Annotated in this window: 21 protein-coding genes and 1 pseudogene; 16 read left to right on the top strand and 6 right to left on the bottom strand. The window is 58.1% G+C overall.

Annotated features, from left to right (window positions below; genetic code table 11):
- The first annotated feature begins 55 nt into the window (after nt 1-55).
- Nucleotides 56-961 (top strand): LysR family transcriptional regulator, encoded by a 906-nt coding sequence (locus UTM25_RS06485; protein ID WP_194399292.1) that lies wholly within the window; start codon nt 56-58, stop codon nt 959-961.
- Nucleotides 962-984: 23 nt separating this feature from the next.
- Here UTM25_RS06485 and UTM25_RS06480 read toward each other — a convergent pair whose 3' ends face one another.
- Nucleotides 985-1,413 carry an OsmC family protein gene (locus UTM25_RS06480; RefSeq protein WP_023311893.1) on the bottom strand — a complete coding sequence of 143 codons (429 nt, stop codon included), beginning with the start codon at nt 1,411-1,413 and terminating at the stop codon, nt 985-987.
- A 115-nt stretch (nt 1,414-1,528) separates the two neighbouring features.
- Between UTM25_RS06480 and UTM25_RS06475 the strand changes: the two are divergent.
- Nucleotides 1,529-2,488 (top strand): annotated as a pseudogene (locus UTM25_RS06475) (hypothetical protein).
- Between the two features lie 7 nt (nt 2,489-2,495).
- Here the strand turns inward: UTM25_RS06475 and UTM25_RS06470 are convergent.
- Nucleotides 2,496-3,371, bottom strand: coding sequence for a LysR family transcriptional regulator (locus tag UTM25_RS06470; protein WP_194399293.1), 876 nt, complete (start codon nt 3,369-3,371; stop codon nt 2,496-2,498).
- Between the two features lie 110 nt (nt 3,372-3,481).
- Between UTM25_RS06470 and UTM25_RS06465 the strand changes: the two genes are divergently transcribed.
- The 6 genes from UTM25_RS06465 (at nt 3,482) to adhP (ending at nt 10,153) form a co-directional block, all read left to right on the top strand.
- Complete coding sequence (locus tag UTM25_RS06465; protein ID WP_194399294.1) at nt 3,482-4,333, top strand: Vmh family MBL fold metallo-hydrolase; 852 nt, start codon at nt 3,482-3,484, stop codon at nt 4,331-4,333.
- A gap of 232 nt (nt 4,334-4,565) precedes the next feature.
- A complete protein-coding gene (bdm, locus tag UTM25_RS06460) occupies nt 4,566-4,781 on the top strand; it encodes a biofilm-dependent modulation protein (RefSeq protein WP_013096534.1) in 216 nt (71 codons plus the stop codon).
- Between the two features lie 95 nt (nt 4,782-4,876).
- Nucleotides 4,877-5,014, top strand: a complete 138-nt coding sequence (sra, locus tag UTM25_RS06455; RefSeq protein ID WP_008501714.1) for a stationary-phase-induced ribosome-associated protein — start codon at nt 4,877-4,879, stop codon at nt 5,012-5,014.
- Nucleotides 5,015-5,190: 176 nt separating this feature from the next.
- On the top strand, nt 5,191-6,888 hold the full coding sequence (locus UTM25_RS06450) for an NAD-dependent malic enzyme (protein ID WP_023311897.1): 1,698 nt from the start codon (nt 5,191-5,193) through the stop codon (nt 6,886-6,888).
- A 345-nt stretch (nt 6,889-7,233) separates the two neighbouring features.
- Nucleotides 7,234-8,946, top strand: a complete 1,713-nt coding sequence (locus tag UTM25_RS06445) for an ABC-F family ATP-binding cassette domain-containing protein (protein WP_194399295.1) — start codon at nt 7,234-7,236, stop codon at nt 8,944-8,946.
- A gap of 196 nt (nt 8,947-9,142) precedes the next feature.
- On the top strand, nt 9,143-10,153 hold the full coding sequence (gene adhP, locus UTM25_RS06440; RefSeq protein WP_194399296.1) for an alcohol dehydrogenase AdhP: 1,011 nt from the start codon (nt 9,143-9,145) through the stop codon (nt 10,151-10,153).
- A gap of 43 nt (nt 10,154-10,196) precedes the next feature.
- On the opposite strand, the gene UTM25_RS06435 is transcribed toward adhP, so the two are convergent.
- A complete protein-coding gene (locus UTM25_RS06435) occupies nt 10,197-10,703 on the bottom strand; it encodes an RrF2 family transcriptional regulator (protein WP_047348427.1) in 507 nt (168 codons plus the stop codon).
- A gap of 130 nt (nt 10,704-10,833) precedes the next feature.
- On the opposite strand from UTM25_RS06435, the gene UTM25_RS06430 reads away from it, so the two are divergent.
- From UTM25_RS06430 to UTM25_RS06400, 7 genes are all read left to right on the top strand, one after another.
- Complete coding sequence (locus UTM25_RS06430; RefSeq protein WP_194399297.1) at nt 10,834-12,036, top strand: NAD(P)/FAD-dependent oxidoreductase; 1,203 nt, start codon at nt 10,834-10,836, stop codon at nt 12,034-12,036.
- A 140-nt stretch (nt 12,037-12,176) separates the two neighbouring features.
- Complete coding sequence (locus UTM25_RS06425; protein WP_194399298.1) at nt 12,177-13,796, top strand: TIGR04028 family ABC transporter substrate-binding protein; 1,620 nt, start codon at nt 12,177-12,179, stop codon at nt 13,794-13,796.
- A gap of 10 nt (nt 13,797-13,806) precedes the next feature.
- The gene (locus UTM25_RS06420; RefSeq protein WP_194399299.1) at nt 13,807-14,751 is read left to right on the top strand and encodes an ABC transporter permease; all 945 of its coding nucleotides are present in this window, start codon (nt 13,807-13,809) and stop codon (nt 14,749-14,751) included.
- Nucleotides 14,748-15,596: an ABC transporter permease gene (locus UTM25_RS06415; protein WP_194399300.1), complete on the top strand. Its 849-nt coding sequence runs from the start codon at nt 14,748-14,750 to the stop codon at nt 15,594-15,596. The genes UTM25_RS06420 and UTM25_RS06415 overlap by 4 nt, the downstream gene beginning before the upstream one ends.
- Nucleotides 15,596-17,203, top strand: a complete 1,608-nt coding sequence (locus UTM25_RS06410) for a dipeptide ABC transporter ATP-binding protein (protein ID WP_194399301.1) — start codon at nt 15,596-15,598, stop codon at nt 17,201-17,203. Before UTM25_RS06415 ends, UTM25_RS06410 begins: the two co-directional genes overlap by 1 nt.
- A complete protein-coding gene (locus UTM25_RS06405; protein ID WP_194399302.1) occupies nt 17,200-18,189 on the top strand; it encodes a putative FMN-dependent luciferase-like monooxygenase in 990 nt (329 codons plus the stop codon). Before UTM25_RS06410 ends, UTM25_RS06405 begins: the two co-directional genes overlap by 4 nt.
- Before the next feature lie 10 nt (nt 18,190-18,199).
- The gene (locus tag UTM25_RS06400) at nt 18,200-19,291 is read left to right on the top strand and encodes an alkylhydroperoxidase domain protein (protein WP_194399303.1); all 1,092 of its coding nucleotides are present in this window, start codon (nt 18,200-18,202) and stop codon (nt 19,289-19,291) included.
- Nucleotides 19,292-19,297: 6 nt separating this feature from the next.
- On the opposite strand, the gene araJ is transcribed toward UTM25_RS06400, so the two are convergent.
- Entirely contained in the window at nt 19,298-20,473 is a 1,176-nt protein-coding gene (araJ, locus tag UTM25_RS06395) for an MFS transporter AraJ (RefSeq protein ID WP_194399304.1), read from the bottom strand.
- A gap of 165 nt (nt 20,474-20,638) precedes the next feature.
- Between araJ and ppk2 the strand changes: the two genes are divergently transcribed.
- A complete protein-coding gene (gene ppk2, locus UTM25_RS06390; RefSeq protein WP_194399305.1) occupies nt 20,639-21,457 on the top strand; it encodes a polyphosphate kinase 2 in 819 nt (272 codons plus the stop codon).
- Between the two features lie 60 nt (nt 21,458-21,517).
- Here ppk2 and fdnI read toward each other — a convergent pair whose 3' ends face one another.
- Nucleotides 21,518-22,174 carry a formate dehydrogenase-N subunit gamma gene (fdnI, locus tag UTM25_RS06385; RefSeq protein ID WP_032640727.1) on the bottom strand — a complete coding sequence of 219 codons (657 nt, stop codon included), beginning with the start codon at nt 22,172-22,174 and terminating at the stop codon, nt 21,518-21,520.
- Nucleotides 22,167-23,051: a formate dehydrogenase subunit beta gene (gene fdxH, locus UTM25_RS06380; protein WP_194399306.1), complete on the bottom strand. Its 885-nt coding sequence runs from the start codon at nt 23,049-23,051 to the stop codon at nt 22,167-22,169. Before fdxH ends, fdnI begins: the two co-directional genes overlap by 8 nt.
- Nucleotide 23,052 lies beyond the last annotated feature (1 nt).

Raw genomic sequence — 23,052 nt, 5'->3', positions numbered from 1 at the left:
AAAACGGGCAAAAATGAAAATGACTATTCACCCACAGAAATAATCAGAGGTCATCATGGACCAGCTCATGGCGATGCGCGCCTTTACGCGGGTGGTGGAGTCCGGCAGCTTTACCCGCGCGGCGGACTCGCTGAATATGCCGATTGCCACGCTGAGCAAGCTGGTCAAATCGCTTGAGGCGCACCTGGAGATACGCCTTCTGCACCGCACCACTCGCCGGGTGGTCGCGACGCCTGAAGGGATGGAATACTACGAAAAAGCGCTCAGGGTCTTGATTGATATCGAAGATATCGACACCTCGTTTCGCGTTTCCCGCGCGACGCCAAAAGGGCATTTGCGGGTTGACGTGGGCGGCTCCACCGCCCGGGACGTGCTCATCCCCCTGCTTCCGGACTTTATGCGGCGCTACCCGGATATCCGCATCGACCTTGGCGTGGCCGATCGGCCGGTCGATCTCATCAGCGGTAACGTAGACTGCGTGATCCGCGGCGGTCCGCTGGACGACTCAACCCTCATCGCCCGTCATCTCGGTAACGCTGAAATGGTCACCTGCGCGACGCCGTGTTACCTGAAAAATCACGGCGTCCCGGCCTATCCGCAGGAGCTATGCAACGGGCATAAGCTGATCAGCTACCTTTCGCCCGTCACCGGGAGGGCATTTCCGTTTCGCTTCCGGCAGAACGGCGAGGCGCTGGAAATCAACATTCCGCACTATCTCGGCGTCAATGAAAGTAATGCCCATCTGGCTGCTGCCGCGGCGGGGCTGGGTATCGTTCAAACCTTTGAGTATTCGGCAAAGTCGTATTTGCAGGCGGGAACGCTGACGGCGATTCTGGGCGGCTGGCGCCCTGCCGCGTATCCGTTTCATGTGGTATACCCGCAGAACCGGCATTTGACGCACAGGCTGAAGGTGTTTATCGCCTGGCTGGCGGAGGTATTCCCCGCCGCGCTGAAGGGATAGCCGGGCGCAAACCCGGCTGCGGCTTAATTGAGCTTATAGTCCAGCGTAATCTCAGCTTTCAGGAGCTGCGAGACCGGACAGCCCGCTTTTGCTTTCTGAATAATGCCGTCGAACTGCTGCGGGGCGATGCCTGGAACGGTCACCTTGCTTTTCAGGGCAACCTTAGTGATGGCAAAGCCGCCGTCGGTTTTATCCAGAGAGACGTCCGCCGTGGTATCAATGGAATCGGCGGTATAACCCGCTTCGCCGAGCATCAGCGACAGCGCCATTGAGAAGCAGGCCGCATGTGCCGCGCCAATCAGCTCTTCGGGGTTAGTCCCCTTTTCGCCTTCAAAGCGGGTATTGAAACCATAAGGCTGTTGATTGAGAACGCCGCTCTCGGTGGAAACCGTACCTTTTCCGCGCTTAATGTCGCCAGACCAGTGTGCCGAACCGTGCTTATGAATAGTCATTCTTGCTCTCCTTTTGGCTTACAAAGGGTTAAGTATAGACTACGCATCTGCCCCACCCTGGAACACAGACAATTCCGGGACTTTCACCTGCTGTACCGACAAAAAGGATAATGATATGGCGCTAAAAATCAGGATGGCCGTTGCCGTCACCACGCTGGCTCTGTCGCTCTCTTCACTGGCGAAAACGCCGGAGAACTTTATCTATACCAGCTCGGGCGATCTCGACGCGGCGTTTCCGCTCGTTGCGCGAAGCGATATCGGCGGCGTGCAGATCGTTTACAACTGGCGCCTGCTGGAACCCGAGAAGGACAACTATGACTTCTCGCGGATTGAACAGGATCTGGCGCGTGTAAATGCCGCCGGAAAAAAACTCTTTATTCAAATCCAGGATCGTTTCTTTGAGTCGGACGCCCGCTACGTTCCGGACTATCTGATGCATGACACGCAGTACGGTGGCGGGATTGCGCCGCAGTTCGATAACCCCGGCGAAGGCAAGCCGGTCGGGTCAGGATGGGTGGCGCGTCAGTGGGATCCTGCCGTGCGCCAGCGCTACCAGGCGTTGCTGGCCGCCCTCGCGAAACGCTTTGATGGCAAGGTGTAAGGGGTAAACCTGCCCGAAACCGCCATTGATATCGACGAAAAAAATCCGCCCGCCGGATTTACCTGCGACAGCTATTTCGCAGGTGAAATGGAAAACCTGGACTTTGCGCGAAAGGCTTTTCAGAAATCACACGTGGTGCAGTACGTGAACTTCTGGCCGTGCGAATGGGATAATGACCACAACTACATGCGGCGACTGTTTGCGTATGCCAGCGCCAACAATATAGGCCTGGGTGGGCCGGACATTGTTCCCAACCGCAAGGCACACATGAAGAATGCCTATCCCTTCTTCCATAAAAATAAACAGACGCTGCCGCTCATCGCCATGGCGGTTCAGGAACCGACCCTGACCTATAAGAATCCTCAGACCGGCAAACCGTTTACCAAAGCGGAATTTGTCCGCTTCGGCGAAAGTTATCTCGGTGCCGATATTATTTTCTGGAGCACGACGTCTCCCTGGCTAAAGGCGAAGTAATCCCTTCTTATGCCAGGTAGCGCGACAGTTCGTCAAGGAACACGCGCAGCGCGGCAGGCTGGTATTCCCGGGACTGATAAATACCATGGATGGCAAGCGGTTTCGGCTCCAGCGCCTCCAGTATCGGCACCAGTAATCCCTGTTCCAGCGCGGCACGCGCTTCGCGCTCCGGCAGCATGGCGATACCGCAGTGCTTAATCGCCGCGTCCATCAACAGCGAAGAGATGCTGGCGCTCAGGTTGCCGCTGACGGCCACGCTCAGGCTTTCCCCTTCCGGCGTCAGAAAGTGCCAGGACTGCCCGGCGAAAAAGCTGTAGTGCAGGCAGTTGTGCTGCGCTAATTCTTCAAGGCTCATGGGGGTACCGTGCTGTGCAAGATAGTCCGGCGAGGCGCAGAGCACCGACCGACACTCCCCCACCCGGCGGGCAATCATGCCGGGTTCGGGGTTATCGGTAATGCGCACGGCGACATCAATGCGCTCTCCCACCAGGCTGACCGGGTGGTTATTCACGTCCAGCTCGATGCGCAGCTGCGGGTAACGCAAGAGCAGCTCAGGCAGGACCGGCGCAATCAGGTGCATGGCGGTAAAGTGCGCGCAGGCGACCCGCAGGGTGCCGGACGGGAGATCTTTCTCCGACTGGCCTTCGATTTCCTGCGAGATCTGCGAGAGCGTCCGCGTTTTTTGCAGCACCTTCTCCCCTGCCGCGGTCAGCGTCAGCTTGCGCGTGGATCGGTTTACCAGCCGCGTTCCCGCCCACTTCTCCATTTGCTCAAGGTAGCGGCTCACCATCGGTCTGGAAATGCCCAGCGCGCGGGCCGCCGCGCTCAAGCTTCCCAGCTCGCATATCCGGTTATAGACCTGAGCGGCGATAACGCGATCCATATAAGCTCCATTTGCTCGATTTATGAAACTAAGCATGTCCTGTTTCAGGAATTCTGGCAAATGCAAATATCCGTACAATAGAGGCATTCCTGAACAACAGAGACAACAGCATGAAATTTACTCACCTTGCCCTGCTTTCCACCCTCTTCACACCGGCTGTTTTTGCCGCGCCGTTAACCATTGATACCTGGAACCCGCAGGAAAAAGGCATTTTCCCGGTCTCCTCCACGCTGGTTTCCGGCCCGAAAGAAGCGGTGCTGTTTGACGCGCAGTTCAGCGTGAAAGATGGGGAAGCGCTGGTAGAAAAAATTCGCCGCAGCGGTAAGACCCTGAATAAGATTGTGATCACCTCCGGCGATCCGGATTTCTATTTTGGCCTGCAGCCGCTGGTCAAAGCCTTCCCGAATGCCAAAGTGGTGGCCACGCAGCATGTGGTTGACCATATTAAAGCCACCAAAGACGCCAAGCTCGCCTTCTGGGGCCCGCAGATGAAGGACGGCGCGCCAACGGAGCTGGTCGTCCCGCAGGTGATTGCCTCCACCACGTTCATGATTGACGGTGAAAAGGTCGATATCGAACAGCCAGACAGCTACGCGGCCTACGTGTGGATCCCGTCAGCAAAAACAATCCTCGGCGGCACCGGGGTAGCCTGGGGTATTCACGTCTGGACGGCAGACACCCAGACGGCGGCAAGCCGCAAGCAGTGGCAGGAAACGCTGGAGAATATGGCCGCGCACAGGCCTGAACGCGTGATCCCAGGCCACTATCTGGGCAACCCACCAGCGGGCACTGGCGCGATTGATTTTACCCGCGACTATCTGCAGCGCTTTGAAAAGGCCTTATCCGCGCATAAAGATTCCGCAGGCGTCATCAGCACCCTGAAAAAACAGTATCCGAACCTGGCTGACGAAAGCTCGCTGGAATTAAGCGCCAGGGTGAATACCGGCGAAATGAAGTGGTAATTTAAAATCTGCTCCTGCTATATTTCCGCAATAGCAGGAGCACCGCCAAAATATCCACGCTGTTACCCTTCGATATATCCACACCTTTTAAAAGCGCATAAAAGCATGCACTTATGTCATTTTTATTTCTAAGATGAATCTGAACCACAACCGGGGAAATATTTGCCATTCTGTTTATGAATTAAATTTTTTGCGAGCCGTACCATTAAACAGACAACGACACGGAGGCAGCATGTTTACTTATTACCCGGCTAATACCGCAGCAGCACAACCTGAACTCGTTAACGCGATTGCGCAGGGTCTTCACGCCGAGCACGGTGCTGTGACTGAAGATGACATTTTGATGGAACTGACCAAATGGGTGGAATCCACGGATAATGACATCCTCAGTGACATCTACCAGCAGACTATTAACTACGTCGTCAGCGGGCAGAACGCACCCTTGTAAAAACCTGCTAAGCTGGATCTGCAACCTAAGGGGTTACATTTCGTTTGCGTAAGCAAACTGGTCCTTAAAACTATCAACAGGATTGAGGAGTTAACATGAAATCGAACCGTCAGGCACGCCATATTCTGGGACTGAACTACAAGCTTTCAAATCAGCGTAAAGTGGTGATTGAAGGCGACCACGAAACGCAGGTCACGCACGCCACCGGCAGAAAACGCCACGCCGGCAAGTAAGTTCCAGACTGAGATCCAGAACACCATCGGTAATCCCGATGGTGTTTTTGTTTATGTGTTGCGGTAATTAATATTTAGCTCCTTTATAATACCGCCTGACCGCACCCCATCGCACAGGCCAGAAAGATGACAAACAGCAGTGTCAGGGACGGATCTTCATAAAAAGAGTGAGTGACATGGACAACAAACTGAAAAAACATCGTTCCTTATACATCCCATACGCCGGACCGGTTTTACTCGAATTCCCCCTGCTCAACAAAGGCAGCGCCTTCAGCATGGAAGAGCGCAGCAGCTTTAACCTGCTGGGTTTACTGCCCGAAGTGGTTGAAACCATAGAAGAACAGGCGGAGCGCGCGTGGATCCAGTATCAGGGTTTCAAAACCGAAATCGACAAGCACATCTACCTGCGCAACATTCAGGACACCAATGAAACCCTCTTCTATCGCCTGGTGCAGAACCATCTCGAAGAGATGATGCCGGTGATCTACACCCCGACGGTGGGTGCGGCCTGCGAGCGTTTCTCAGAGATCTACCGTCGTTCACGCGGAGTTTTCATCTCCTATCAGAACCGCCACAACATGGACGATATTCTGCAGAACGTGCCGAACCACAATATCAAAGTGATTGTGGTGACCGACGGCGAACGTATTCTCGGCCTCGGCGACCAGGGCATTGGCGGGATGGGGATCCCAATCGGTAAACTCTCTCTCTACACCGCCTGCGGCGGCATCAGCCCGGCGTATACCCTGCCGGTGGTGCTGGACGTCGGGACCAACAACCAGCAGTTGCTCAACGATCCGCTCTATATGGGCTGGCGCCATCCGCGCATTACCGACGACGAGTACTATCAGTTTGTCGACGACTTCATCCAGGCCGTGAAGCACCGCTGGCCGGACGTTCTGCTGCAATTTGAAGACTTCGCGCAGAAAAACGCGATGCCGCTGCTGAACCGCTATCGCGATGAGATCTGCTCTTTTAACGACGACATCCAGGGCACCGCAGCCGTGACCGTGGGTACGCTTATCGCTGCCAGCCGCGCAGCCGGCAGCCAGCTTAGCTACCAGAAAATCGTCTTCCTGGGCGCAGGCTCTGCGGGCTGTGGTATCGCCGAGCAGATCATCGCCCAGACGCAGCGCGAAGGCTTAAGCGAAGAGCTGGCCCGCTCCCGCGTCTTTATGGTTGACCGTTTCGGCCTGCTGACCGACGCTATGCCGAACCTGCTGCCGTTCCAGAACAAGCTGGTGCAGAAGCGCGAGAACCTGAAAAACTGGGATACCGACAACGAAGTCCTTTCCCTGCTGGACGTGGTGCGCAACGTGAAGCCGGATATTCTGATCGGCGTTTCCGGGCAAACAGGTCTCTTCACCGAAGAGATTATTCGCGAGATGCACAAACACTGCGAACGCCCTATCGTGATGCCGCTTTCCAACCCGACCTCCCGCGTGGAAGCGACGCCACAGGACATCATCGCCTGGACCGAAGGTAACGCGCTGGTCGCGACCGGCAGCCCGTTCGACCCGGTGGTGTGGAAGGATAAAACCTATCCGATTGCCCAGTGCAACAACTCCTATATCTTCCCGGGCATTGGTCTGGGCGTTATCGCCTCCGGCGCGTCCCGCATTACCGATGAGATGCTGATGTCGGCGAGCGAAACCCTCGCGGGCTACTCTCCGCTGGTCAACAACGGTGAAGGGCTGGTGCTGCCGGAGCTGAAAGACATTCACAAGGTGTCGCGCGCTATCGCGTTCGCGGTAGGTAAAATGGCGCAGCAGCAGGGCGTGGCGGTGAAAACCTCTGCCGACGCGCTGCAGCAGGCCATTGACGACAACTTCTGGAAGCCTGAATACCGCAGCTATCGCCGTACCTCGATTTGATTCACTACAACTGTTCCCTCTCCCTGTGGGAGAGGGTCAGGGTGAGGGCAACAGACCGCACCATCGAATACCCGCTAGCCAAACCCCTTTTCCCCCGCTACACTCCCTTCATCCATTAACCTACTGAATATATAAGGAGGCCAATTATGCTGTATCGTGAAATTTTCAATGTTTCACATACATTTGGTGATCGCACCAGCTCAAGCGTTATCGGTATCGTGCTGCGATAACTTCTGCTTGAGCGAAGACACCACCCCCTGAAATCCCTTCTCTCGGGCTTACTGAGTTATCGTCAGCGATGTTTGACGAGGCATAAACATGCCTGTAACTCTTGGGTAAGCAACAATGAGCACTTTACTCACTGCACAATTTTTACGCGTTGATACGGCGTTTGGCACGCTCTTCGACTCACTCTCCTTTACGCTGAAAAAAGGCGACCGTATTGGCCTGCTGGGCGACAACGGCTGCGGTAAAAGCACGCTGCTGAAGGTGCTGGACGGCACTGACTCCCCCGCCGCCGGAACGGTCGCGCTGGCCGGACACTGCCTGATGGCGCGCGTGGAGCAACATCTTCCGGACGCCATTTTCCCGCTGACCATGCTGGATGCCGTACTCGCACAGCTGCCTTTTGCCGAGCGCGATAGCCTGTGCTGGAAAGCCGAAACGCTGCTGGCAGGCATGGGCTTCACGCCGCAGGATATGATGCTGCAATCCGCCACGCTGAGCGGCGGGCAGCACACCCGCCTGCTGCTGGCGCGGGCGCTGATTCACGAGCCAGACCTGCTCCTGCTCGATGAACCCAGCAACCACCTCGATTTGCCGACCATGCTCTGGCTGGAACACTTTCTGCAGAACTGGTCAGGCAGCTTCGTGCTGGTCTCGCATGACCGACAGCTGCTGGATGCCGTCACTAACGGCAGCTGGATCCTGCGCGATAAAACGCTGCACTACTTCGCCCTTCCCTGCACGGCGGCCCGCAAAGCGCTTGAAGCAAAGGATGAAAGCGACGCGCAGCGCCACAAGGCGGAGCAAAAGGAGATCGACCGCGTGACCGCCAGCGCGAAGCGGCTGGCGACCTGGGGCAAGGTTTACGACAACGAAGACCTGGCCCGCAAAGCCAAACAGATGGAAAAACAGGTCGAACGGCTGAAGGAGAGCCAGACGGCGCTTACGGCAGGCAGCCAGTGGACGTTAGCCCTGCGCGGCGACGCGCTGCGGGCCGACCGTTTACTGGAGATGGAAAATCTCAGCGTCCCGCCTGCACCCGGGCTACCACCGCTGTTTAACATCGAGATGGCGCGGCTAAAAAGCGGCGATCGCGTGGCGATTGTTGGTCGTAACGGCTGCGGAAAATCGTCGCTGATGAGGCTTATCTGGCAACAGTTTGCCGATGAGTCCGCAGACAGCGGGTTGAAAATCCATCCGCGCGTGTCGCCAGGCTATTACGACCAGACGCTTCACCAGCTTGCGGACAACGCCACGCTGCTCGACGCGCTGGAGCCTTTCGCTCCGGATCCGCAGAACCGCAAAATGGCGCTGATAAGCGCGGGTTTCCCGTGGGCGCGTCACGGGCAAACGGTCAGCACGCTCAGCGGCGGCGAGCGCTCGCGCCTGCTGTTCGTTGGCCTGACGCTTGCCCGCTATAGCCTGCTGATGCTGGATGAGCCGACCAACCACCTCGACATGGAAGGCAAAGAGGCGCTGGCGCAAACCCTTCAGCAGTTTGAAGGCGGCGTCCTGCTGGTCAGCCATGACCGTCAGCTAATTTGCCAAAGCTGCAACCGTTTCTGGCTGATTGAAGAGGGAAAGCTGAGCGAGTGGCACGATGCAGAAGCGGTGTTTGAGCGCCTGCGTGAAAGCGCGGGGCTGGGGACATCCACCGCGCCCGCCATCGACGCGGCGACGGTTCAATCCTCGCCGTATGACGATCTGCTCGAACGCCTGGTCGCGCTGGAAACGCTGCTGGAAGACGATCTGGCGCGTAAGCCGAAGCATCAAAAGCCGCATCTGCAGGCGCAATGGCGTAAAGAGATAGAGGAGATAGAGGCACAGCTGTAAGTCTGCGCCCGGCGAGTCTCTCGTCGGGCCAGTATTTTCCCCCTAAATTATTAGAGGAACGCCGTATTCTTATTCTGAAAAAGGATTAAATAATGACATTATGTTGCCGTTGCCTTGCATTACAGCGCCAAACCACTAATCCTTGAGGGGTATTACACCTGCTATGCAGATACTCATCATGAACAAGGAGATACACATGAAGGCTGCTGTTGTCACTCAGGATCATCAGGTTAATGTCACCGAAAAAACCTTACGCTCGCTAAAGCACGGGGAGGCCCTGCTGAAGATGGAATGCTGTGGCGTATGCCATACCGATCTCCACGTGAAGAACGGTGATTTTGGCGATAAAACCGGGGTTATCCTGGGCCACGAAGGGATTGGTATCGTAAAAGAAGTCGGCCCAGGCGTGAAGTCGCTGAAAGTCGGCGATCGCGCAAGCGTGGCCTGGTTTTTCGAAGGCTGCGGCCACTGCGAATACTGTAATACCGGCAACGAAACCCTGTGCCGCGACGTGAAAAACGCCGGTTACTCCGTTGACGGCGGCATGGCGGAAGAGTGCATCGTTACCGCGGACTACGCCGTAAAAGTGCCAGACGGTCTGGAATCCGCTGCGGCCAGCAGCATCACCTGCGCCGGCGTCACCACCTATAAAGCGGTGAAGGTGTCGGGTATTAAACCGGGCCAGTGGATCGCAATCTATGGTCTGGGCGGTCTGGGCAACCTTGCGCTGCAGTACGCCAAAAACGTCTTTAACGCCAAAGTCATCGCTCTCGACGTTAACGACGAACAGCTGAAGCTGGCGGCCAGCATGGGTGCGGATTTAACCATCAACTCCCGCAGCGAAGATGCCGCGAAAATTGTGCAGGAGAAAACCGGCGGCGCGCATGCCGCTGTCGTTACTGCCGTCGCAAAAGCGGCCTTTAACTCAGCCGTTGACGCCGTGCGTGCCGGTGGCCGCGTGGTCGCGGTTGGCCTGCCGCCGGAAGCGATGAGCCTCGACATTCCGCGTCTGGTGCTGGACGGCATCCAGGTGGTAGGTTCCCTGGTCGGCACCCGTCAGGATCTGCAGGAAGCCTTCCAGTTTGCCGCTGAAGGTAAGGTGGTGCCGAAAGTCACGATGCGTCCAATCGAGGACATCAACGCCATCTTTAAAGAGATGGAACAGGGCCAGATCCGTGGCCGTATGGTGATCGACTTACGTTCGTAAACACCTTTTGCCGGGTAATGGCTATGCCTTACCCGGCTCATAACTACGACGAACGACGAACTGAAATCCACTCCTGAACCTCAATCTGGAAGGTGTCCGGCGCCTTTCGGTACATTTTGCGCGCCAGGTCGAGAATAGTATGACGCGCGAGCTCCTCTTCCATCCGCTGCTGCGCACTGTCCATTACTGAACGTACTCCGCACGGGCCGTCGCATACCCAGGCGGGAGGGGTTTCATCAAACACGGCCAGCCGCTGGCGCACTTCACGACATTCAAACATATTTTTCTCGCCGTCAATGGCATGCGCCACATCCAGCACGCTGATCAGCTCCGCCGGACGCGCCAGCTTAAAGCCCCCGCCCTTGCCTTCCGTACTGATGACCAGCCCGGCGCGCGACAGGCGCGTAAAAATTTTTCCAAGATAATCATACGGCACGCCCTGCAGGGCAGCCATCTCCCGGACGCTCATCTCACGCTCGTTGCCCTTCGCATCCACCATACACATCAGGCTGTGAATGCCGTATTCCACACCGGAACTGTAAAACGCCATGGTTCACTCCGAATCATTGTTCGCAGCAGTATAACGTTTTTTAACTCAGAAAGAAGTTGTCGCAGTTAACTCCGACAAGTATAGTGGCAGTTATGTCAGGTATACAGCCTGCCGTTCAAAAGGATCGAGTATGAAAAAGCAGATATTAATTGTGGGTTGCGGGTTTTCTGGTATGTGGGCTGCGGTCAGCGCCGCGCGCCTGTCGGCGCAGCAGGAAAAAGACAGCCTTAAAATTGCCGTACTGGCCCCCGAGCCTGAACTGCGTGTTCGCCCACACTTCTATGAGGAGAACGTGTCAACGCTGGTCGCCCCATTAACAGACCTGTTTGCTGAGCTTGATATTACGTTCATCGCCGGACACGCAGAACAGATTGATACCGCGAAGAAAACCGTTTCATACCGGACGTCGCATGGCGATCGTGCTACGGCTTCCTTCGACCGGCTGATTCTCGCTACGGGCAGCCAGACCAAACGCCCACCGATTGCCGGCCTGGCTGACTACGCCTTCGATATCGACCAGTTGGAAACTGCACAGGCATTCGAGCGTCACCTGGACTCGCTGGCGTTACGCCCCTCAACGCCTGAACGCAACACCGTGGTAATCTGCGGAGGCGGCTTTACCGGCATTGAGCTGGCAACGGAGTTGCCTGCCCGGCTGCGCTCCCGTCTTGGGGATGATACAGAGATTAAAATAGTCGTAGTTGAAAGAGGGCCAGTCATTGGCGGCCGCTACAGTGAAGCACTACGTGAAACCATTGCGGAGGCGAGCCAGGCGCTGGGCGTTGAATGGCGATTAGACAGTGAAGTTGAAGCCGTTGATGCCCACGGGGTAACGCTGAAAAATGGTGAACGTATTGCTACTGCGTCCGTCGTCTGGACCGCCGGCGTAGAGGCCAACCCTCTTAGCCTGCAGATTGACGGTGAACGCGATAGCCAGGGTCGCCTGGTCGTGGCAGAGACGTTACAGGTTCCGACGCATCCGGACGTCTATGCTACTGGCGATATGGCTCACGCCAAAACAGACGATGCGGGCAATACGGCACTGATGACCTGCCAGCACGCGATCCAGCTAGGGAAATTTGCCGGACACAACGCGGCGGCCAGCCTGCTGAACATTGAACCTTATCCTTATCGTCAGGTGAATTACGTAACCTGCCTGGACCTGGGGGGCTGGGGTGCGGTTTATACAGAGGGCTGGGATCAGGCCGTTAAATCAGTGCGGGATGAAGCCAAGAAGATCAAGATTGCCATCACTAACGAGCTGATCTACCCCCCGGCAGCCGATAAAGCGGTTGCGTTTGCCGCCGCAGACCCGCTGGCGAAATTCGTTTAATTCCCAGCCTGTGCCCCCCTGACGGGGCGCTTTTATAGCCATTTTCCGGCAATCCTTATCTTAATTCCTTGGTTCCCTTGTTTTCCTCCGCGCCCGATGATGAATCCGACGCTAACAAGAAGATAACAAAGGAATTCACCATGCAAATCCCATTTCGTCTGCCGCTGCTGACGGCGCTGATTCTGGCGACAACCGCAGCCTGGGCCGCAGATGCGCCCGTCAAAGGCGGCACGCTGATTTATCTGGAGCAACAGGCGCACACCAACCTCTATCCGCCTGCCGGTGGCTTTTACCCGAACGGCGGCATTCTGAATCAAATCACCGACAAACTGACGTGGCAGAACCCAAAAACGCTGCAGGTGGAACCCTGGGTGGCCGAAAGCTGGACCACCAACGCCGATAAAACCGAATACACATTTAAGCTTCGTCCTGGCATCACCTTCTCCGACGGCACGCCGCTGGACGCCAACGCCGTGGCGAAAAACTTTGATACCTACGGTTTAGGCAATAAGGCGCAGCGCCTGCCGGTGTCAGAAGTGATCAATAACTACGATCGCAGCGAAGTCATCGACCCGCTGACCGTGAAGTTCTACTTCAAAAAACCGTCGCCGGGGTTCCTGCAGGGCACCGCCACCATTGGCTCGGGTCTGGTCTCGCTCAGCACGCTGAAGCGCAACTTCGAAGAGCTGGGAGATGCCCGCCACATCATTGGTTCCGGCCCGTTTGTGGTGAAGGACGAGAAGCTGGGTCGTGAAGTGACGCTCGAAGCCCGCAAAGACTACCAGTGGGGACCGAAAAACCTGGCGCAGCAGGGGCCCGCTAATCTCGATGGCATCAAGTTTATCGTCACTCAGGAAGACAGCGTGCGCGTCGGCGCCCTGCTGGCCGGTCAGGCCGACTTTATTCGCCAGGTGCAGGCGTATGACGAAAAGCAGGCGACCGATCAGGGCTATAAGATCTACGCCGCCCCGACGCGCGGGGTGAACGACAGCATCAGCCTCCGCCCGGATAACCCGCTGGTCTCCGATATTCGCGTTCGCCAGGCGCTGCTGCATGCCACCAATGCAAAACAGGTGGTCGAGACCCTCTTCTCGGCCAACTATCCGCAGGCGAAGTCGGTGATTGCCGGTTCCGCCGCAGGCTTTGTCGATCTCAGCGACAAATTGACCTTTGACCCGGCAAAAGCCAACCAGCTGCTGGACGAGGCGGGCTGGAAAGCAGGCGGCGACGGGATCCGCGCCAAAGACGGCCAACGTCTGGCGCTGACGGTGTATGAATCCCTGCCGCAGCCGCAAAACAAAGAGGTGCTGCAGCTGGTTGCCCAGCAGTGGCGCCAGGTGGGCGTGGCGCTGAGCGTCAAAGCCGGAGACGCAGGCAGCCGCACGCTGGATAACCTTGACCCGCTGAAAACCCCGTTAACCGTCTCCGAAGTAGGACGCGCCGATCCGGACGTGGTGAAAAGCATGTTCTACCCGGCTAACCGCGACGCGCTGCTGCAAAAAGGCGGATCCAGCGACAAGGTCAAAAACTTCCGTGACGACAGGCTGAATGCGCTGCTGGTGAATATTTCGGCTGAGGTCGACCCGCAAAAACGCCTGCAGCTGACGGGAGACGCCCAGCGCTACCTGCTGGATAACGCCTACGTCATTCCGATTTTCGAGGAGCCGCAGGTCTTCGCCGGTGCGCCGTGGCTGAAAGGCGTCAATTTTGAAGCGGTAGGCCGCCCGTCGTTCTACGGCGCGTGGATTGAGAAACACTGAGGAGCTGACGATGCGCCACGCACTTCTTCAACGCTTTGGGCACGGGCTGCTGGTACTGTGGGCCGCCTTTACCCTCTCGTTCGTGTTGCTCCAGGTGCTGCCGGGCGACGCGGTGCTGATTAAATTTCAGAACCCGGACCTGGGCTTAAGCCCGGCGCAAATCGAGGAGATGCGCGTGGCCTACGGCGCGGACAGCCCGCTGTGGCAGCAATACGGCCACACGCTGCTGGCAATGCTGCGCGGGGATTTCGGCTATTCGCTACAGGCAGGCGTGCCGGTCAGCGAGCTGATTGCCAGCAATCTGCCGGATACCCTGAGCCTCGCCCTGCCCGCGTTTGTGCTCGCGGTCCTGCTGGCCTTTGCGCTGGCCTTTGCATCGCGTCTGCCGGGTCTGCGCTGGCTGAGCAACACCCTTCAGTCTCTGCCGGTCCTGTTTATCTCCTTACCGACGTTCTGGCTGGGGATTGCCCTCATCCAGCTTTTTTCTTTTCAGCTGCGGCTGATCCCGGTGATTAACCCGACGCCGCTGCAGGGGCTGATCCTGCCGATCGTGACCGTCGCGATCCCGATCTCCGCCCCGCTGGCGCAAATTCTGATGCGCAGTCTGGACCAGGTGGCGACGCAGCCTTTTGTCGCCGTCGCCCGTGCCAAAGGGCTGAGTGAAACCGCCGTCCTGTGGCGCCACGTTACCGGCAACGCCCTGCTGCCGGTCCTGAACATTGCCGGGCTGCTGCTGGGCGAGCTGATTGCCGGGGCGCTGATCACCGAAACCGTATTTGGCCGCAGCGGGCTCGGGCAGCTGACCCAGCAGGCGGTGAATAATCAGGATATCGCCGTACTTCAGGCGGTGGTCATGATTTCCGCCCTCGGTTTTGTCCTGATCAATCTGCTGGTGGATCTGCTGATGCCGCTGCTGGATCCCCGTCTGCAAACCATTACCGGAGGTGCATCATGAGTCTGGTCGATTACGCGGCCGCCGCGCGAAAACGCGTTCCAGCGTGGCAGGGAGTGGAATGGCAGCCGGGGCTATGGCTGGCATGGGCGGTGATTATTCTCGCCGCTTTTGCCGCCGTGGCGCCCGGCCTGTTAACCCACTTCAGCCCGATTGAGGGCATCGCCGGGGCACAGCGCCTGGCACCGCAGGCTGGTCACTGGCTCGGGACCGATCAGCTTGGCCGCGATGTTTATACGCGTATCGTTTATGGCGCCTCCCATTCCCTGAGCGCGTCGCTGGCCGCCGTCACGATGGGTTTGGTGGTAGGCACCGGCTTAGGGGTGGTTGCCGGGGCGTTTGCCGGGCGCGTCGAGTCTCTGCTGATGCGTTTCGTCGACGTGCTGCTGTCCATCCCGTCTCTGCTGCTCTCGCTGACGGTGATTATTCTGCTCGGATTTGGCACCGTTAACGCCGCGATTGCCGTCGGCGTGGCCTCTATTGCCAGCTTCGCCCGCCTCGCGCGCGGTGAAGTCGTGCGCATCCGGCACACGGATTATGTCGAAGCGGCGTTTGGCAGCGGCGGGACGTTTTTCGCCGTGCTGTGGCGACATATCCTGCCCAACGCGTTAACCGCCGTCCTGGCTTTTGCCACGCTGCAGTTTGGTCAGGCCATCCTGGCGCTCTCCACGCTGAGCTTTCTCGGCTACGGCACCCCGCCGCCGGTGCCGGAATGGGGCTTACTGATTGCCGAAGGCCGTAACTATCTCTCTACCGCCTGGTGGCTCACCACCTTCCCCGGCGTGGTCGTCATCGCCGTGGTGCTGGCCACCAACCGTATCAGCCAACAGTTCAGCGGAGGTCGCTAATGACCGTGCTCTCAGTGGAAAATTTGACGATTAGCTACCGTACCGCGCGCCAGTGGCGAGAGGTGGTGCATAACGTCAGCTTCACGCTCGGGCGAGGGGAAATGCTGGCGTTTGTCGGCGAATCCGGGTCCGGCAAAACGACCACGGCGCAGGCAATCATTGGCCTGCTGGCCGATAACGCCCGGCGCGATGCGGGAAAAATATCGCTCAACGGCGAGGAGATTAGCCGATGGTCCGCAAAGCGTCTCGATACCCTTCGCGGGGCGCGAATTAGCCTGGTTCCGCAGGATCCGGGTAATTCGCTCAACCCGGTGAAGACCATCGGTGCGCAGGTCGGAGAAATCATTCAGCTCCACCAGAAGGTGACCCGCGCCGAGCGCGACGAGCAGGTGCTCGCCCTGCTGACAAAGGTCGGCCTGAGCCATCCCGAACAGCGCATGATGCAGTATCCCCATCAGCTCTCCGGCGGGATGAAACAGCGCGTGCTGATTGCCATCGCCATTGCCCTGCGTCCGGACGTGATCGTTGCCGATGAGCCCACCAGCGCCCTGGATGTGACGGTGCAAAAACGCATTCTCGATCTGCTGGATATCCTGCGCCGGGAATCGGGTACCGCCGTTCTGTTTGTCACCCACGATCTGGCGCTGGCCGCACAGCGCGCGGACAGGCTGCTGGTGTTTCGCGATGGCGAGGTTCAGGAACAGGGCAACACCGCCGATATCGTCCGCACGCCGCAGCACGCCTACACCCGCCAGCTGCTGAGCGATCTCCAGGGCCAGCGCCTGACCATCGCCCCGGTTGCTGGTCTCCCGCTCGCGTCCCCGGCCATTCGCGCCCGGGCCATCAGCAAGCAATTCTCCCTGGGCAAAGGTCATCAGCTTCAGGCGCTGGATCGGGTGACGTTTGACGTCAGGCGCGGCAGCACGCATGCACTGGTCGGTGAATCCGGCTCCGGGAAAACCACCCTCGCCCGTATTCTGCTGGGTTTTGAACAAGCCGACAGCGGACAGGTCATCATTGATGATATTGATGCCACCGCGCTCAGCCGCGAGGCCCGTCGTCAGCTGCGCCAGAAGATACAGTTTGTTTACCAGAATCCGTTCGCCTCTCTCGACCCGCGTCAGACGCTGTTTGACATCATCGAAGAGCCCCTGAAGAACTTTTCTCGCCTCGGCAAGACGGAGCGAAAGGTCCGGGTGGAGACCGTGGCGCAGCGGGTTGCCCTGCCCGTCGAACTCCTGAGCCGCACCGCCCGGGAGCTTTCAGGCGGACAGCGTCAGCGCGTTGCCATCGCCCGGGCGCTGATCCTGGAGCCGACCATTCTGGTGCTGGACGAAGCCACCTCCGCGCTGGACGTCACCGTGCAGGCGCAGATTCTGGCTCTGCTTCAGCAGCTGCAGCAGCAGCTGGGATTGACCTACCTCTTTATCACGCACGATCTGTCTACCGTCCGCCGGATCGCCCACAGCGTCACGGTGCTGCGCAGCGGTCAGGTGGTCGAACAGGGCGATGTCAGAACCTTATTCGCGTCGCCGCAGAACGATTATACCCGCGAGCTGATTGACGCCATTCCCCATTTTTCACCCGCTACGGAGGAGTTCGCATGACGCGAAAACGCCTGGGATTTTTCACCCGCCTGCTTGACGACGCTGCGCCAAAGGAGCGCTATCGTCTGGCAACTGAACAGATCCGCCACGCCGAACGCCACGGTTTTGACAGCGCCTGGATTGCCCAGCACCACTTCCACGAAAGTGAAGGCGGCCTGCCGTCGCCGCTGCTGTTTCTGGCGCACGTAGCCGCGCATACCGAAAACATCCGACTGGGCACGGCTATCATCACCCTGCCGATGGAAAACCCGCTGCGCGTCGCGGAAGATGCCGCCGTGCTCGATTTACTCGCCGATGGCCGTCTTGAGGTCGGTTTTGGTTCGGGCGGCACACCGACCTCATTTCTGCCGTTCGGCCTGACGTTTGAGGAGCGCGGCGCGGCGTTTGCTGACCATTTGCATGTGATCCAAAGCGCCTGGCGCGGGGATTCGCTGACCCATCCGGATAACCACCTTTACCCGCCTGCGCCACAGCTTGCCGACCGTATCTGGATTGCCACCTTCTCTGTTGACGGTGCCGTTCGCGCCGCCCGGGCCGGACACGGTTTAATGCTCTCCCGCACGCAGCCGCGCCCGGCAGATCGGCTGGATTTAACGCTCGACGAGATCCAGAACCCGATTGTGGATGCCTACCTCGATGCGCTGCCTGAGGGCATCGCACCGCGCATTCTGGCCTCCCGTACGGCGTTCGTCGCCGACAGCGACGACTATGCGCTCAGGGTCGCGACGCCGGGCCTCACGAAACAGGCCCAGCAGCATCGCGCTGCCGGGCACGTAGTTAAAGGTGACAATGTCACCGATTATCGCCGCCAGTTTGACGCCCATATTGGTTCGCCCGATACGGTGCTGCATTCCCTGAATGCTGACTCCATTCTCAGGCGTGCCACGGATATCTCATTCCAGGTCCATTCGGTCGAACCCACGCATCGCGACACGCTGCGGTCCATCGAACTGATCGCCGAACGTATTGCCCCCCACATCCTTTGAGGAGACACCTATGTCGTTAAGTCAGGACATTCTCGCCGAGCTGGCGGAAATTAAACCCGGTTCCCCTCTGGCAGAGGCGCGCGCCACGCGTGATGCCGCCACGCGCCACGCGCAGGGCAGCTACGAAATTCTCTTTAGCCAGCAGGATGCTGATTTTGCACTGGACGAGCGCTTCGCCGTAGCGGCAAAAGTCGCCAGGTGGCACAGCGCGGAGGCGCTGGCCGCGCACTATGCGGGGTTTGGCCTGGCCGATCCCACCTCAGAACGCCTGACCCCGGCGCTGAACTTCGCGCGCCTGCTGACGTTCTCCCCCGTCGAAGCGACGCCCGCAGCGTTAAAAGCGCTGACCCAAGCGGGATGGAGCAAGGAAGGCATTGTTACCCTGGCGCAGCTTATTGCGTTTGTGAGCTTCCAGAGCCGACTCATCACCGGGCTGCGGCTGCTGAACGACAGGCCCGTCGCCAAAAGCGATGCGCCGGTGGCCGCTGGCATCTGGCACACGACCGCAACAACGGTCACCGGGAAGGCGGCCCCCGTCGCGTTCACCCAGCAGGAGCTGGGATGGGAACCGTGGATAGCGGCCAAACCGCTGGCGGATTTCCGTGACGATGAGGTTGCCATTCTGGCGAAATTTGGCCATACCGATTCCGACTACTTCCGCCTGCTGGGGCGCAACCTGCCGGTGCTTGAACAGCGCACGTTAACGGATAAAGGAATTTTTTATACATCGGGGGGATTGCCGCGCGCCGAGCGCGAGCTGGCCGCAACGGTAGCCAGTAAAATCAACGGCTGCATTTACTGCGCATCTGTCCATGCGCGTAAAGCCAGCCAGCTGTCAAAGGATGACGCTGCGGTAGAGGCCCTGCTGGCCGTGAGGCCGGGGAGGTCCCTGAGCGAGGGGCAGTCCGCACGCTGGCAGGCGGAAATCGATTTTGCGGCGGCGCTGTCGGTCACGCCGCCTGCCGCTACGCCGCTGCACCTGGCCGCACTGGAAAAAGAGGGGCTGGATACCCTGGCGCAGCTTGATCTGGTGCAGTCCGCGGCGTTCTTCGCCTGGGCCAACCGCCTGATGCTGACCCTTGGTGAGCCCTGGCTTGCCTGAAACCTGTCAGGCTAGCGCGCGAGCGTTAGCCTGAGCCCGTCTGGCCCGCAGGTGACCGTAGATCAGCAGTGCACTCATGGCCGAGAAAGAGAGTATCGCCGCAGGAAGCGTGACGTAGTTCCAGCTAAAGCCGAGAGTAATCATCATCCCGCCAAAGTACGCGCCAATCGCGCTGCCGAGATTAAACGCCATCTGCCCGCCCGCGGCCCCCAGCATCTCACCGCCCTTCGCATTTTGCAGAAGCAGAATTTGTAGCGGCGCAGAGAGCGCGAACAGCCCGGCGCAGCAGATAAAGCCCATGACCAGCGAGGCCGTTTTCAGTTCGCCAAAGGCAAAAAGCAGCAGCAATGAAGCGACAATCACCATGTCGGTGGTGGCCGCAATGCGCAGCGGGCTAAAACGCCCAGAGAGCTTACCGCTCAGCAGATTGCCCAACACCATACCAAGCCCCATCAGCATCATGATGATGGTCATTACGCCATCCGGGAAGCCCGAAACGTTGACCATAAACGGCTTAACGAAGCTGAACCACGCGAACACCCCGGCGTTGCCAAACATGGTGGCGGCAAAAATCAGCCAGGGTTCTGGTTTTTTCAGAAAGTGGAACTGCTCGGTCAATTTGATTTCTGATGTGTCTCGTATGTCCGGCACCCAGAGCAGAACCGAGAGGATCACCAGCGCATCGAACACGGCAATCAGAAAAAAGGTATAGCGCCAGCTGAACTGGTGCCCGAGCCAGGTGCCGAGCGGGACGCCCACCAGGTTGGCCACCGTCATGCCGGCGATCATCCCGGCCACCGCGACCGTCACCCTACCCGGCGGCGCAATTTTAGACAAGATAATCGCCCCGACGCCAAAAATAGCCCCGTGCGGAAAGCCGGAAATTAAGCGCCCCGCCGCCATCCAGAAATACGACGTTGAAAACGTAAACAGGGCGTTCCCAACCGCGCACATGGCTACCAGAAACAGCAGCGTGGTTTTTAACGAGAACTTGCCTGAGAACAGCGCCACTATCGGGGCGCCTATCACCACGCCGAAGGCATAAAACGAGATCATATTCCCGGCGGAGGGAATCGAAATACCGGTGTCATGCGCCAGCTCGGTGAGCACGCCCATAATGCCAAATTCAGCCATTCCGAGGCCAAATGTGCCAAGCGCCAACGAAAATATTGTCTTTTTCATACCTCAACCACGTGTTAATCACTCGCTACGGGCATTATTGGATAATCTTGTATGGTGAGCCAGTTCAAATCAGCTGGCTGACACGTTAATCCATTAATTCAGGTGGATTACACTTCATAGTGCGGCCTCGCTTTTTTCCGCGCCGGACAATCTGAGGATGACCATATGGGAAACAAAAAGAAAACCAGTGTCGCTGTTGATGTCGCAAAGAATGCACCGCTCAAGACCAAAGAGTATGAACAAGAGCTACGTCGCCTGCACGTTGAACTGGTTAAGCTCCAGCAGTGGGTCGTCGCCAAAGGGCTCAAAGTGTGTATTGTTTTTGAAGGACGCGACGGGGCCGGCAAAGGCGGCACCATTAAAGCGATCACCGAGCGCGTCAGCCCTCGCGTGTTTCGCGTTGTTGCGCTCCCTGCGCCGACAGAAAAAGAAAAAAGCCAGCTCTACTTCCAGCGCTATGTGCCCCATCTGCCCTCGGCTGGCGAAATCGTGATCTTCGATCGCAGCTGGTACAACCGCGCGGGCGTGGAACGGGTGATGGGGTTCTGCACGGAGGAACAGGCGGAGAAATTTTTGGACGGCGCACCGGTCATGGAAAAAGCGATGGTGGATGCCGGTATCATCCTGCTGAAGTACTGGCTGGAAGTGACGCCCAAAGAGCAGGAGCGCCGTCTGCGCGACCGTATTAACGATGGCCGTAAAATCTGGAAGCTATCGCCGATGGATATTAAATCCTTTAACCTGTGGGACGAGTATACCCTCGCGCGCGACGCCATGTTTGAAGCCACCGATACCGCCTGGGCGCCGTGGTTTGTGGCGCGTTCAGAAGATAAAAAACGCGTGCGCCTGAATATTATTTCGCACCTGCTAACCCAAATTCCGTATAAAGAAATACACGTAGACAAGGTGGATTTACCGAAACGTAAAATCGGTAAAGTCAAACCCACAAAATACCCGTTCCGGTATGTGGAAGAGCGGTTCTGATCTGGCAGAGGTAGGCCCGCGCAAGCGCAGCGCCGCCGGGCAAAGCCGACGGCGCAGGTCTTACTTCATTCCTTCTGTGCTTTCCTGTTTCGCTTCCAGACGTTCCACATCACGATACCAGCGCGGGTGGTGTTTCTGCGCCCAGCGGCGGCTCACCTTTCCTTCAATCATCCCTTTAATCGATCCCTTCACCCAGAACGCCATATACATATGGATCAGGATGGCGTGGATCAGAATGATGGCCGACGTGGCGTGGATCAGCAGCGCGTAGCGAATCACCTGAATCGGGAAGTAGTGCGCAAAATACGGACGCCAGATAATCACGCCGGTCACCAGCAGCACAAAAATCATGCTCATGATGGTCCAGAACATCATCTTCTGCCCGGCGTTGTATTTCCCCACCTTCGCGACCTTATGCTCGTTACCCTTCAGGACTTCGACGATCCCTTTCACCCACGGGATATCCTGCTTGTCCGGGATGTTATGGTGAACAAAACGCACGAACATAAACATCAGCACCACGAAAATCAGCACGCCGAAGAATGGGTGCAGAATGCGCCCCATTTGCGGGGTACCGAAGGTTTCGGTCAGCCACTGCAGCGTCGGGAAGAAGAACGAAATCCCCGACACCGCCACCAGGAAGAAGCAGATCACCACCGTCCAGTGACAGGCGCGGTCGACAAACTTCGTGCGCACGATCATTTTCGACTTACTCATGATGCTCCTCCTCCTCGTCATCCACCTCTTTGTTTGGCCCGATCCCGATGTAGTGATAGATCAGCCCCGCAAAGGTGGCGATAAACCCCGCCGCCGAGAGCGGTTTAAGCGCTCCTTTCCACAGGTTGATGGAGGTATCGATCGCAGGATCCTTCGGCAGGTTGTGATACAGCTCCGGCTGGTCGTTGTGGTGCAGCACATACATCACGTGCGTACCGCCCACGCCCTGCGGGTTGTAAATGCCCGCATTCTGGTAGCCACGCGCTTTCAGCTTGTCCACTCGCGCCTGCGCCACGTCCAGCATCTCTTTTTTGGTGCCGAAGTGGATCGCCCCGGTCGGACAGGTTTTCACGCAGGCAGGCTCCTGCCCGACGCTGACGCGGTCTACGCACAGGGTGCATTTGTATACCCGGTTATCCTCTTTATTGAGGCGCGGGATATTAAACGGACAGCCCGCGATGCAGTAGCCGCAGCCGATGCAGTTGTCCTGCTGGAAGTCGACGATCCCGTTGGCGTACTGAATAATCGCGCCAGCAGACGGGCACGCCTTCAGGCAGCCCGGATCCTCACAGTGCATGCAGCCGTCTTTGCGGATGAGCCACTCCAGCCTGCCGTTCTGCTCGGTTTCGCTAAAGCGCATCACCGTCCAGGACTTGGCGCTCAGATCCGCCGGATTGTCGTATACCCCAACGCAGTGCCCCACCTCGTCGCGAATGTCGTTCCACTCCGAACAGGCCACCTGGCAGGCCTTACAGCCCACGCAGGAGGAGACGTCGATAAGCTTAGCGACCTCTGCCTTGTAGTCCCGCGCGCGGGGCGCGGGAGTTATCGGGTTAGTCGCGGAGCGTTTGATAACGTCTTGTGTTTCCATCGCCATT

The organism is Enterobacter sp. 61D5 (genome assembly GCF_034107965.1).
Taxonomy (GTDB): Bacteria; Pseudomonadota; Gammaproteobacteria; order Enterobacterales; family Enterobacteriaceae; genus Enterobacter; species Enterobacter cloacae_M.
This window is presented reverse-complemented; position numbering and strand designations above follow the sequence as displayed.